5 protein-coding genes and 1 tRNA gene are annotated in these 13,496 nt (G+C 69.7%); 5 read left to right on the top strand and 1 reads right to left on the bottom strand.

The window, feature by feature from the left end; all coding sequences use genetic code 11:
- Positions 1-155 precede the first annotated feature (155 nt).
- Complete coding sequence (locus tag ACIBTU_RS29745) at positions 156-818, top strand: DegT/DnrJ/EryC1/StrS family aminotransferase (RefSeq protein ID WP_399129811.1); 663 nt, start codon at positions 156-158, stop codon at positions 816-818.
- A gap of 94 nt (positions 819-912) precedes the next feature.
- Positions 913-985, top strand: a tRNA-Thr gene (locus ACIBTU_RS29750).
- A 94-nt stretch (positions 986-1,079) separates the two neighbouring features.
- On the opposite strand, the gene ACIBTU_RS29755 is transcribed toward ACIBTU_RS29750, so the two are convergent.
- Complete coding sequence (locus ACIBTU_RS29755; protein ID WP_399129626.1) at positions 1,080-3,701, bottom strand: SpoIIE family protein phosphatase; 2,622 nt, start codon at positions 3,699-3,701, stop codon at positions 1,080-1,082.
- 368 nt (positions 3,702-4,069) lie between these two features.
- Between ACIBTU_RS29755 and ACIBTU_RS29760 the strand changes: the two genes are divergently transcribed.
- The 3 genes from ACIBTU_RS29760 (at position 4,070) to ACIBTU_RS29770 (ending at position 13,453) form a co-directional block, all read left to right on the top strand.
- Entirely contained in the window at positions 4,070-9,577 is a 5,508-nt protein-coding gene (locus ACIBTU_RS29760; RefSeq protein WP_399129627.1) for a HAMP domain-containing protein, read from the top strand.
- A gap of 274 nt (positions 9,578-9,851) precedes the next feature.
- Entirely contained in the window at positions 9,852-10,532 is a 681-nt protein-coding gene (locus ACIBTU_RS29765) for a two-component system response regulator (protein ID WP_188336495.1), read from the top strand.
- Positions 10,533-10,705: 173 nt separating this feature from the next.
- On the top strand, positions 10,706-13,453 hold the full coding sequence (locus ACIBTU_RS29770; protein WP_399129628.1) for a DNA translocase FtsK: 2,748 nt from the start codon (positions 10,706-10,708) through the stop codon (positions 13,451-13,453).
- Positions 13,454-13,496: the final 43 nt, after the last annotated feature.

Consider the following 13,496-nt stretch of genomic DNA (forward strand, 5'->3'; position numbering starts at 1 on the left):
CAGGGGGGACCCTGTGGGAGAGTAGGACGCCGCCGAACTCCTTTTGATAAAGCCTCTGGTCCTGAGCATTCTGCTCGGGGCCAGAGGCTTTTTTGTTGTGTGTCACCGTTCGTTCACGTTGGACGACGACCATCCGGGTCATGGGCACAGTCGCAATGCTGCAGGCCGCCGGCATCGGTACCGGCGACGAGGTCATCGTCCCTGCCTACGGCAACTCTGAGATCGCCGAGGCCGTCGCGCGCACCGGGGCCGCCCCCGTCTTCGCCGACATCGATCCGGACACGTACTGCATCGACCCCGCGCACGTCGCCGCCTGCGTGAACGAGCGGACGGCGGCCGTCGTCCCCGTGCACCGTTTCGGGCGCCGGGCCGATGTCGCCCGGCTCCGGGAGCTCGGGGCCAAGCACGGGCTGCTGGTTCTCGAGCACGGTGAGGCCGAGAAGCCGTACGACCAGGTCGTGCAACGTCGGGCCCACGCTGCGTACTTGAGCGGGCGGCTCAGCGGCGTACGGACGCCTCAGGGGCATGACGGGCACACCTATCAGCAGTACGTCGTGCGGGTGCCCGGGAACGGGCGGCCCGACCGGGACGCCTTCGCGCGGGTGCTGCGGGGCAAGGGGATCGAGTGCAGCGTGCCCGTGAAGACGCCAGTGCACCGCATGCCGGCCTTCCGGCGGGATGTCGCGCTGCCGGAGACGGAGCGGGCCGCTGACGAGACACTGGCGCTGCCGGTCGACGGGCGTATGTCCCGGCGCCAGTTGCAGCGGCTGGTGGCGAACTGCAATGCGCTCGGCGGACTCCTCCAGCCGGCATTCTGAAACGGAAGAACGGCCACCGGAGGGTGGTTCGAAGAGCCCTGAACTTCAGGTATGCTTTTTCTTGTTGGCGCGCGGGAAACCGCGAAAGCGACAGGCCCCTATAGCTCAGTCGGTAGAGCGTCTCCATGGTAAGGAGAAGGTCAGCGGTTCGATTCCGCTTGGGGGCTCGGGAATTGAGGCCTCCGCCCTGATCGGGCGGGGGCCTTTTTCGTTGGGCCGGACAGGACGGTCGCACCCGCCGGAGCGGGTGCGACCCGGGCCTCAGTCGTGATGCAGGCCGGCGACGCGCATCGTCAGGATGGCCATGTCGTCCGACGGGGCGTCCGCGGCGAACCGCTCCACCGCACGCATGATGCGCGCGGCCACCGCACCCGCCGTCAGACCCGTGCACGTGGACAGGACTTCGGCCAGACCGTCGTCGCCCAGCATGCGCGTGCCCTCGCGGCGCTCCGTGATGCCGTCCGTGACACACAGGAGGACGTCGCCCGGGTCGAGCGTCATCGTCTGCTCGTACAGCTCGAGGTCGTCCATGACACCCAGAAGCGGCTGGGGCTCGGCGAACGGCACGACCGTGCCGTCCTGGCGCAGGCGCAGCGGCAGGGGGTGTCCGGCGCAGACCATCTTCAGGACGGCCGAGCCGTCCTCCTGCGGCCACAACTCCCCGTAGAGGAGCGTGAGGAAGCGGCTGCGGGCGCCCTCGTCCAGGATCGCCGCGTTCAGACGCTCCAGGACGGCGGGGCCGCCGAAGCCCTCGCGGGCCAGGAGGCGCAGGGCGTGACGGGCCAGGCCGGTGACCGCGGCGGCCTCCGGGCCGGTGCCGCAGACGTCGCCGATGGCGAAGCCGTACGCGCCGTCACGGATCGGGAAGAGGTCGTAGAAGTCACCGCCGACCTCGTTGCCCTCGCCGGCCGCGCGGTAGATGACCTCGACCTCGACGCCCGGGACCTCCGGGAGCTCCGGCGGGAGGAGGCTGCGCTGCAGGGACTGGCTGATCGCCATGCGCTCCGAATAGAGGCGGGCGTTGTCGAGGGCCAGGGCGGCGCGGCGGCTCAGGTCCTCGGCGAGCTCCAGGATCTCCTGGCGGAAGTGCTCGTCCGTCGGCTTGCCGAGGGTGAGCATGCCGATGACGCGGTTGCGCGCGACCAGGGGGAGGACCACCGTCTCGCCGCCGACGGCCGAGGCCGTCTGCAAGGTGGTGCCGATGCCCGAGCTGACGCTCGCCGGTGCGCCGAGGCCGAGGCTGCGCATGGACGTGCGCAGTGCCGCCTGGTGGGCGGCCTCGGCCGGTGCGGACCAGACGCGGGCGCCCGGGGTCGGGACCGGCTCCGGCGGCGCGATCTTGGAAAGCAGGGCTTTCAGGCCATCGATGCGTTCCTCGTCCTCGTGCAGCACATAGGAGAGGTACGGCTCGGAGGACTGGTCGGCGATCGTGTAGACGGCGCACCAGGTGGCCAGCGTCGGGACCGTCATCTGTGCCATGAGGGCGAGGGTCTGGTCGCGGTCGAGCGTGCCGGCCAGGAGGTCGGACGCCTCCACGAGGAAGCTCAGCGAGCCGCGGCGCAGCTTCTCGAGCTCGCCCAGGCGGGCGGACTCGACGGCCAGCGCGATGCGGTCCGCGGCGAACTGGAGCCGCAGGGCCTCTTCGTTGGAGTAGCGGTCCGGGGCCTCCGCCGCGACGCCCAGCGAGCCGGTGAGGCGGCCCTCGACCTTGAGGGGGACCGTGACGACCGAGCGCATCCCCGTGCCGTTCAGGAGCGGGACCGCGCCCGGGACCTGGGTGAGGTCCTCGTGGACGGCGGGCATGCGGGCCGATCCGTAGCGGCCGGGGCCGACCTCGACGGGCACGCGCGCGAAGCGCTGACGGGCCGAGGGCAGTCCGGTGGAGGCGCGGACCTCCAGCTCGGTCTCGTCGTCCGTCGCGAGGAGCAGGAAGGCGGAGTCGCCGTCGAGCATGTCGCGGGCGCGCTCCACGGTGCGCTGGAGCAGGCCGTCGAGGTCGTCGGGGGCCGGTGAGCCGATGAAGACCTCGAAGGGATCCGAGCCCTGGCCGTCGCCGTGCGAGGAGGAGTCGGGGGCGGGCACGCGCAGCGGGGTCTGCAGGACGGCCCGCTCGTGGTCGCGCACCAGGAGGCAGACCGTGGAGGGATCGCCGTCGGTGTCGCGTACGCGCAGGTGCGATGCGTAGACGGGGGTGACGCGGCCGTCGGCGCCGCGGATGCCGTAACTGCCCTCCCAGCGCGACAGTTGGAGCGCTTCGGCGATGCCGGTACTTGTACCGGGGGTGTGCGGCCAGGCCGCGAGGTCGGTGAGGGGTTTGCCGACGACCTGCTCGGCCGGGTAGCCGAACAGGTGCTCGGCGTCCTCGTTCCAGGCGGTGATGGCGCCCGTCTTGTCGATCTGGACCACGGCGACGCGGACGCGCTCGTCGGCGAGCGGGAGCAGGGCCGAGGGGAGCGCGGGGCCGGCGGTGCGGGTGCCCACCGACCGCTCGGGCAGGTCGAGTTGGAACCAGACCAGCTTGTGGGTGGCCGAGTAGTCGACGCCCCAGCGGCCGGCGAGTGCGGCGCAGAGCTGGAGGCCGCGGCCGCCCTCGCGGTCGGGGCTGCCCATGTTGATGGCCGCGGACTGGAGCGGGATCTCCCGTTCCGGATAGCGGTCGGAGACCTGGATGCGGACGTGGTCCTCACTGCGCAGACACAGAACCTCCGCGGACGTGCCCGCGTGGACGACGGCATTGGTCACGAGCTCGCTGGTCAGCACCACGGCGTCGTCGATGATGTCGCTGTAGCCCCACCCTTGGAGGGTGTCGCGCACGAAGGAGCGGGCGGTCGCGACGGAGCGCCCGACGGGTTCGAAAGTGGCGGCCGCGCGCGCGGTGATCACAGAACTCCCTGTACGAGTAGTACTCGCTGTACGAATGTCGAGGCCCAGGTCTCCCGTACCCATGTCTCGGCCGCCCCTCCGATGCCCGCTCGTTTTCCGCCACCGACCAGGCCGGGCGGACCGGGGTGGGTGGACAGCCGCTGCCCAGGTTACTTACCTTCGCCGTTCGTGCGGATGCCGGTCGCCAGTGTTTCCGCCGGGCGGGTGTGCGGAGGGTGTGCGAAGCTGCCGAACTGTTATGGCCTGGTTCAGCCATGGTGAAACACTGGGCAAGCTTCCTGTCGGTACGCATCGAAACGCGGATGCGGCGGTAGAAGCGAAACCGAGCAACCCGAGCAGTACAGGTCGACCCCTGCGGGAGGGACACAGTGGAGTCTGGCGCAGCGACGCGGGGCAAGAAAGCGCGCGCGGAAGGCGGACAGTCCCTGACGAAACAGCGCAAATCGCGCGGCGGCAGTGGCACGACGACGGTCGACACGGCCTCGCTGAACCGGCTGCTGGCCGGTCTGGTCGCGATGCGGGACGGCAACTTCCGCAAGCGGCTGACGGTCAGCGGCGACGGCGTGATGTCCGAGATCGCGGCCGTCTTCAACGAGGTGGCCGACCGGAACCTGCATCTGACAGGTGAGCTGTCGCGCGTGCGGCGCATGGTCGGGCGCGAGGGCAAGCTGACCGAGCGGCTGGAGGAGGGCGCCTGCGAGGGATCCTGGGCCGCCGCGGTGAGCGCGTCGAACGCCCTGGTCGACGACCTCGTACGGCCCGTCTCAGAGGTCAGCAGGGTGCTCTCCGCGGTCGCGGAGGGTGATCTGTCGCCCCGGATGGAGCTGCGGGCGCAGGGGCCGGGGGACGGGACCGGGCATCCGCTGCGCGGCGAGTTCCTCAAGGTCGGCCGGACGGTCAACAACCTGGTCGACCAGCTCTCCACCTTCACCGACGAGGTCACCCGCGTGGCCAGCGAGGTGGGGACCGAGGGCAAGCTCGGAGGTCAGGCCCGGGTGCGCGGAATGTCCGGTTCATGGAAGGACCTCACGGATTCCGTCAACAACATGGCGTACCGGCTCACCGCTCAGGTGCGTGACATTGCTCTCGTGACGACGGCCGTGGCCAAGGGTGATCTGTCCCGGAAGGTCACCGTCGACGTCGCGGGCGAGATGCTCGAGCTGAAGAACACCGTCAACACGATGGTGGACCAGCTGTCCTCGTTCTCCTCCGAGGTGACCCGCGTCGCCCGTGAGGTGGGCACCGAGGGTGAGCTCGGCGGGCAGGCGCAGGTGCCCGGTGTGGCCGGCGTGTGGAAGGACCTCACCGATTCGGTGAACCTGATGGCCGGCAACCTGACGGCCCAGGTGCGCGGTATCGCCGAGGTCACCACGGCGGTCGCCAACGGTGACCTGTCCCGGAAGGTGACGGTGTCGGCGCGCGGCGAGGTGGCCCAGCTCGCCGAGACGATCAACCAGATGACCGAGACGCTGCGCACGTTCGCGGACGAGGTCACGCGCGTCGCCAACGAGGTGGGCGCCGAGGGCCAGCTCGGCGGTCAGGCCAACGTGCCGGGCGCGGCCGGCACGTGGAAGGACCTCACGGACTCGGTCAACACGGTTTTCAGGAATCTGACGACCCAGGTGCGTGACATCGCCACTGTCACGACGGCGGTGGCGAACGGTGACCTCTCCCAGAAGGTGACCGTCGACGTCGCGGGCGAGATGCTCGAGCTGAAGAACACCGTGAACACGATGGTGGACCAGCTGTCGGCCTTCGGTGCCGAAGTCACGCGCGTGGCACGGGAGATCGGTGTCGAGGGTGAGCTCGGCGGCCAGGCGCTCGTCGTGGGCGCCGCCGGCACCTGGAAAGACCTCACAGACTCTGTGAACACGGCTTTCCGCAACCTCACCGGACAGGTGCGGAACATCGCCCAGGTGACGACGGCGGTGGCGAACGGCGACCTCTCCCAGAAGGTCACCGTCGACGTGTCCGGCGAGATGCTCCAGCTGAAGAACACCGTGAACACGATGGTGGACCAGCTGTCGAGCTTCGCCGACCAGGTGACCCGTATGGCGCGCGACGTGGGCACGGAGGGCCGCCTCGGCGGCCAGGCCCGCGTGGACGGCGTGAGCGGCACGTGGAAGGAGCTCACCGACTCCGTCAACTTCATGGCCGGGAACCTGACTTCACAGGTGCGGCAGATCGCTCAGGTCACTACCGCTGTAGCGCGTGGTGACCTCAGCCAGAAGATCGACGTGGACGCGCGCGGCGAGATCCTGGAGCTGAAGAACACCATCAACACGATGGTCGACCAGCTGTCCGCCTTCGCGGACCAGGTGACCCGCGTGGCCCGTGAGGTGGGTACGGAAGGCCGCCTGGGCGGGCAGGCGCAGGTGCCCGGTGTGGCCGGTGTGTGGCGCGACCTGACCGACTCCGTGAACGGCATGGCCGGCAACCTCACGGCCCAGGTGCGCAACATCGCGCAGGTCGCCACCGCGGTCGCCCGCGGTGACCTCTCGCAGAAGATCGACGTGGACGCGCGCGGCGAGATCCTGGAGCTGAAGAACACCCTCAACACGATGGTGGACCAGCTCTCCGCGTTCGCCGAGCAGGTGACGCGGGTGTCCCGTGAGGTGGGTACGGACGGCATCCTCGGCGGACAGGCCGAGGTGCAGGGTGTGTCGGGTACGTGGAAGGACCTGACGCAGTCCGTGAACGGCATGGCGAACAACCTGACCCTTCAGGTGCGCAACATCGCCGAGGTCACTACAGCGGTGGCGCGTGGTGACCTCTCCAAGAAGATCACCGTCGACGCCAAGGGCGAGATCCTCGAACTCGTCACCACGGTGAACACGATGGTCGACCAGCTGTCGTCGTTCGCCGAGCAGGTGACCCGCGTGGCCCGCGAGGTGGGCACCGAGGGCCAGCTGGGCGGCCAGGCGCGCGTCCCCGGCGTCACGGGCATCTGGAAGGACCTGAGCGACAACGTCAACCTGATGGCCAACAACCTGACCATGCAGGTGCGCAACATCTCGCAGGTGGCCGCGGCCGTCGCCAACGGCGACCTGACCCGCACGGTGACCATCGAGGCGCGCGGCGAGGTCGCACAGCTCGCCGACACGTTCAACACCATGGTGAAGACGCTGAGTTCGTTCGCCGACCAGGTCACCAAGGTGGCCCGCGAGGTGGGCACGGACGGCATCCTCGGCGGCCAGGCCCGCGTACCTGGCGTGTCCGGGACGTGGAAGGACCTCACCGAGTCCGTGAACGGCATGGCGTCGAACCTCACCGGCCAGGTGCGCAACATCGCGATGGTCACGACGGCCATCGCCAAGGGTGACCTGACCAAGAAGATCGACATCGACGCGCGCGGCGAGATCCTCGAGCTGAAGACGACGATCAACACGATGGTCGACCAGCTGTCGTCGTTCGCCGAGGAGGTCACGCGCGTGGCCCGCGAGGTGGGCACCGAGGGGCAGCTGGGCGGCCAGGCACGCGTGCGTGACGTGGACGGCACCTGGCGCGACCTCACCGAGTCCGTGAACGAGATGGCCGGGAACCTGACCCGTCAGGTGCGCGCCATCGCGGCCGTCGCCACCGCGGTGACCCGCGGCGACCTCAACCTCAAGATCGACGTCGACGCGGCGGGCGAGATCCAGGTCCTCCAGGACAACATCAACAAGATGATCTCGAACCTGCGCGACACCACGATCGCCAACGAGGAGCAGGACTGGCTCAAGGGCAACCTGGCGCGCATCTCGGGCCTGCTCCAGGGCCGCCGCGACCTCGACGACGTGGCCTCGCTGATCATGAGCGAGCTGACGCCCGTGGTGTCGGCGCAGCACGGCGCGTTCTTCATGGCGCTGCCCCTCGACGAGGCCGCGGACCCGGCGACCACCGACGAGGACGCGTACGAGCTGCGCATGCTGGGCAGCTACGGCTACTCGATGGGGTCCATGCCGACCTCGTTCCGGCCCGGCGAGACGCTCATCGGGACGGCCGCCCAGGAGCGGCGCACGATCCTCGTGGACAACGCGCCCAGTGGCTACCTGAAGATCGCCTCCGGGCTCGGGGAGGCGCCGCCGGCCCAGGTCGTCGTGATCCCCGTGCTCTTCGAGGGCACGGTGCTCGGTGTGATCGAGCTGGCGTCGTTCACGCCGTTCACGCAGATCCAGAAGGACTTCCTGAACCAGATCGCCGAGATGATCGCGACGAGCGTCAACACGATCTCGGTGAACTCCAAGACCGAGGTCCTGCTGAAGCAGTCGCAGGAGCTGACCGAGCAGCTGCGCGAGCGCTCGGCCGAGCTGGAGAACCGGCAGAAGGCCCTCCAGGCATCCAACGCCGAGCTGGAGGAGAAGGCCGAGCTGCTCGCCCGGCAGAACCGCGACATCGAGGTGAAGAACACCGAGATCGAAGAGGCGCGGCAGGTCCTGGAGGAGCGTGCCGAGCAGCTCGCCGTGTCGATGCGCTACAAGAGCGAGTTCCTCGCCAACATGTCGCACGAACTGCGGACGCCGCTCAACTCGCTGCTCATCCTGGCGAAGCTGCTCGCCGACAACGCGGACGCGAACCTGACGCCCAAGCAGGTCGAGTTCGCCGAGACGATCCACGGGGCGGGCTCGGACCTCCTGCAGCTGATCAACGACATCCTGGACCTGTCGAAGGTCGAGGCGGGCAAGATGGACGTGTCGCCGACCCGCATCGCCCTGGTGCAGCTCGTCGACTACGTGGAGGCGACGTTCCGGCCGCTGACCGCGGAGAAGCAACTCGACTTCTCCGTAAGGGTCTCGCCGGAACTGCCCACCACCTTGCACACCGACGAACAGCGCCTCCTCCAGGTGCTGCGCAACCTGCTGTCCAACGCGGTGAAGTTCACCGACTCCGGAGCGGTGGAGCTCGTCATCCGGCCCGCCGGCAGCGACGTGCCCCACGCCATCCGCGAACAGCTCCTGGAAGCGGGCTCGTTGCAGGACGCGGACGCCGACCTGATCGCGTTCTCGGTGACCGACACCGGCATCGGCATCGCGGGCAGCAAGATGCGCGTCATCTTCGAGGCGTTCAAGCAGGCCGACGGCACGACGAGCCGCAAGTACGGCGGCACCGGGCTCGGCCTGTCCATCAGCCGCGAGATCGCCCGCCTGCTGGGCGGTGAGATCCACGCGGCGAGCGAGCCCGGACGCGGTTCCACGTTCACGCTGTACCTGCCGCTGCACCCCGCCGAGCTGCCGCCCCAGGGGTACGCGCAGCTGGCGCCGTCCGTGGAGCCGGGGCGCCCGCTGGCCCTCGAGCCCGCGCCCGAGTCCACCGAGTCGGAGCCCCCGGCCGAGGTGAAGTCGTACCAGGAGACGCAGAGCGGTGCGGCCGCGCTCTTCAGGCGGCGGCGCAGGCACGCGCCGGCGCCCGAGCAGGGCACGGACCTCGGGGCGCGGGCGAACGGCTCGGGGCCGCAGGGCCGCGAGCGCTGGGACGCGGCGGCGGAGGAGAGCGCACCGAAGCCGCGGCGCGCCTTCCAGTTCGGCGGCGAGAAGGTCCTCATCGTCGACGACGACATCCGCAACGTGTTCGCCCTGACCAGCGTCCTGGAGCAGCACGGCCTGTCGGTCCTGTACGCGGAGAACGGCCGTGAGGGCATCGAGGTCCTGGAGCAGCACGACGACGTGACGGTCGTGCTGATGGACATCATGATGCCGGAGATGGACGGGTACGCGACGACGACGGCGATCCGGCGGATGCCGCAGTTCGCGGGGCTGCCGATCATCGCCCTCACCGCGAAGGCGATGAAGGGCGACCGGGAGAAGGCGATCGAGTCCGGGGCTTCCGACTATGTGACGAAGCCGGTCGATCCTGATCACCTGCTCGCTGTGATGGAGCAGTGGATGCGCGGTGAGTGACCGGAATTCGGAACCTTCACGTGTACTTGCTGACTGAGTGTGGTCGAACTCGTGTAGAAGTACGGGAATCGGGGAACCTTCAGGTCTCCCGCTACGTTTCTGCTACGTGCACAGTGACATCGCGGTGACAGGGTGTGGCGACAGGCGGGGTGCGGCTACCATGACCGGCACAAGGACGGGCGGCGCAAGGGAGTCGTTCCCCGGGGCGGCGGCAGGAGCCACCCCGAGTCCTGCGGACAGGGGCGGCCCCATGCCGGGGCGAGGAGGGCGGGCCATGGTGCAGAAGGCCAAGATCCTCCTGGTCGATGACCGGCCGGAGAATCTGTTGGCGCTGGAGGCCATTCTCTCCGCGCTCGATCAGACGCTGGTGCGGGCATCGTCCGGGGAGGAAGCGCTCAAAGCGCTGCTCACGGACGACTTCGCGGTCATTCTGCTGGACGTTCAGATGCCGGGAATGGACGGATTCGAAACCGCCGCGCACATCAAGCGCCGCGAGCGGACACGCGACATCCCGATCATCTTCCTCACCGCGATCAACCACGGCCCGCACCACACCTTCCGGGGCTACGCGGCCGGCGCGGTGGACTACATCTCGAAGCCGTTCGACCCGTGGGTGCTGCGCGCCAAGGTCTCGGTCTTCGTCGAGCTGTACATGAAGAACTGCCAACTGCGGGAGCAGGCCGCCCTGCTGCGCCTCCAGCTGGAGGGCGGCGGCAAGGCCGTGGGCGACACGAAGGAGCCCGCGGGGCTGCTCGCCGAGCTGTCGGCGCGGCTCGCCGCCGTCGAGGAGCAGGCCGAGGCGCTCTCCAAGCAGCTCGACGACGACTCGGCGGACGCGGCCGCGGTGGCCACCGCGGCGCATCTGGAGCGCAAGCTGACCGGACTGCGCAGAGCGCTCGACGCGCTGGAGCCCGGCACCGGCAGCGGCGCGCCCACGCTCCCGTCGCAGAACTGAGCGGAAGACTCAAGAGGCCCGGTCCGGTCCTAGGCGCGGAACCGAGGTGCAGATCCGAGGTGCTGACCGGCCCTTGAGGCCGCGTCAGCTCACGGCACGTCAGTCCGCGACACGAACGGGTGAAGCGGTGGGCACACGTGTCCCGGGTCGCCCTCCCCGGTAACCTCACACCTATGGCCTCACGTCCCGCAGCCAAGAAGACGCCCGCGAAGAAGGCGGCCGCGCCGACCAAGGCTCCGGCGAAGAAGGCCCCTGCGAAAAGAGCCCCCGCCAAGAAGGCACCGGCCAAGAAGGCACCCGCCAAGAGGGCCGCGGCGAAGAAGGCCGCGCCCAAGCCGGCACCCAATCCGACGGGCGGCCTCTACAAGGTCGTAAGGGCCCTGTGGCTCGGCCTCGCGCACAGTGTGGGCGCGATGTTCCGCGGCATAGGGCGTGGCGCCAAGGGGCTCGACCCGGCGCACCGCAAGGACGGCCTCGCCCTGCTGCTGCTCGGCGTCGCGCTGATCTGCGCCGCCGGTACCTGGTCCAATCTGCGCGGCCCCGTCGGCGACCTCGTCGAGATGCTGGTGACCGGTGCCTTCGGCCGGCTCGACCTGCTCGTGCCGATCCTGCTCGGCATCATCGCCGTCCGCCTGATCCGGCACCCCGAGAAGCCCGAGGCCAACGGGCGCATCGTCATCGGCCTGTCCGCGCTCGTCATCGGCGTCCTCGGCCAGGTCCACATCGCCTGCGGCGCACCCGCGCGCGGCGACGGCATGCGCGCCATAAGGGACGCGGGCGGGCTGATCGGCTGGGCCGTCGCGACGCCGCTGAGCTTCACCGTCACCGAGGTGCTCGCCGTCCCGCTGCTCGTCCTCCTCACCGTCTTCGGCCTCCTCGTCGTCACCGCGACCCCGGTCAACGCGATCCCGCAGCGCCTGCGCCTGCTCGGCGTGAAGCTCGGCATCGTGCACGACGACACGCCCTTCGACGAGCAGGACGAGGACGCGTACGACGACGAGTGGCGCGAGGCCACGCCCGCGCGCCCCCGCCGCCGCGCCGCCGCCCTGACTCCCGACGCGTTCGACCCGGACCGCATAGAGGAAGACGCCCTCTCCAAGCGGCGCCGCCCCCGGCGCGGCTCTGTGCAGCCCGCCATGGACCGCCCCATGGACGCCGTGGACGTGGCCGCCGCCGCGGCCGCCGCGCTCGACGGCGCCGTCCTGCACGGGATGCCGCCGTCGCCGCTCGTCGCCGACCTCACCCAGGGCGTCGGCGCCGAGCGCGCCGAGGAGGACACGTCCGCGACCGAGCGCTCGGCGCCGGTGCCGGGCGCGCGGGCCAAGCAGCCGCCCGCCAAGGCCGAGGACACGCCGTCGCGGCTCGCCGTGCCGGACCTCACCAAGTCGGCGCCCGACGGGCACCGCGACCTGCCGCCGCGCGCCGAGCAGCTCCAGCTCGCCGGCGACATCACGTACGGGCTGCCGTCCCTCGACCTGCTCACGCGCGGGGGGCCCGGCAAGTCGCGCAGCGCCGCCAACGACCTGGTCGTCGACTCGCTCTCGAACGTCTTCACCGAGTTCAAGGTCGACGCCGCGGTCACCGGCTTCACCCGCGGCCCGACGGTCACGCGCTACGAGGTCGAGCTCGGCCCCGCCGTGAAGGTCGAGAAGATCACCGCGCTCGCCAAGAACATCGCGTACGCCGTCGCCTCCCCGGACGTGCGGATCATCAGTCCCATCCCCGGCAAGTCCGCGGTCGGCATCGAGATCCCGAACACGGACCGCGAGATGGTCAACGTGGGGGACGTGCTGCGCCTCGCCGACGCCGCCGAGGACGACCACCCGATGCTGGTCGCGCTCGGCAAGGACGTCGAGGGCGGCTACGTCATGGCGAACATGGCGAAGATGCCGCACATCCTCGTCGCCGGAGCCACCGGCTCCGGAAAGTCGTCCTGCATCAACTGTCTGATCACCTCGATCATGATGCGGGCGACCCCCGAGGACGTCCGGATGGTCCTCGTCGACCCCAAGCGCGTCGAGCTGACCGCGTACGAGGGCATCCCGCACCTGATCACGCCGATCATCACCAACCCCAAGCGGGCCGCCGAGGCGCTCCAGTGGGTCGTGCGCGAGATGGACCTGCGCTACGACGACCTGGCGGCGTTCGGCTACCGGCACATCGACGACTTCAACGAGGCCGTCCGCACCGGCAAGCTCAAGACGCCCGAGGGCAGCGAGCGGGAGCTCAAGCCGTACCCGTACCTGCTGGTGATCGTCGACGAGCTCGCCGACCTCATGATGGTCGCCCCGCGCGACGTCGAGGACTCGATCGTGCGCATCACGCAGCTCGCGCGCGCGGCCGGCATCCACCTGGTGCTCGCCACCCAGCGGCCCTCCGTGGACGTCGTCACCGGTCTGATCAAGGCGAACGTGCCGTCCCGGCTCGCCTTCGCCACGTCCTCGCTCGCCGACAGCCGCGTCATCCTCGACCAGCCGGGCGCCGAGAAGCTCATCGGCAAGGGCGACGGCCTCTTCCTCCCCATGGGGGCGAACAAGCCGACCCGTATGCAGGGCGCCTTCGTCACCGAGGACGAGATCCACGCCGTCGTGCAGCACTGCAAGGACCAGATGGCGCCCGTCTTCCGGGACGACGTCACCGTCGGCACCAAGCAGAAGAAGGAGATCGACGAGGACATCGGCGACGACCTGGAGCTGCTGTGCGCGGCGGCCGAGCTGGTCGTCTCGACCCAGTTCGGCTCGACCTCCATGCTGCAGCGCAAGCTCCGCGTGGGCTTCGCGAAGGCCGGCCGCCTCATGGACCTCATGGAGTCGCGGAACATCGTCGGGCCGAGCGAGGGTTCGAAGGCTCGTGACGTTCTTGTGAAGCCTGATGAGCTGGACGGAGTGCTCGCCGTGATCCGTGGGGAGGCTCAGTCCTGACGATGTTGCGATTTCGATATCACCCGTAAGGGCGGCGGGGACA

The sequence above is a fragment of the Streptomyces sp. NPDC050145 genome (assembly GCF_044460245.1).
Lineage (GTDB): Bacteria > Actinomycetota > Actinomycetes > Streptomycetales > Streptomycetaceae > Streptomyces.

Bases quoted from the DNA above. Each gene is read 5' to 3' on its own strand.
- ACIBTU_RS29745 (WP_399129811.1), top strand. From the start codon at position 156: ATGCTGCAGGCCGCCGGCATCGGTACCGGCGACGAGGTCATCGTCCCT.
- ACIBTU_RS29765 (WP_188336495.1), top strand. From the start codon at position 9,852: ATGGTGCAGAAGGCCAAGATCCTCCTGGTCGATGACCGGCCGGAGAAT.
- ACIBTU_RS29770 (WP_399129628.1), top strand. From the start codon at position 10,706: ATGGCCTCACGTCCCGCAGCCAAGAAGACGCCCGCGAAGAAGGCGGCC.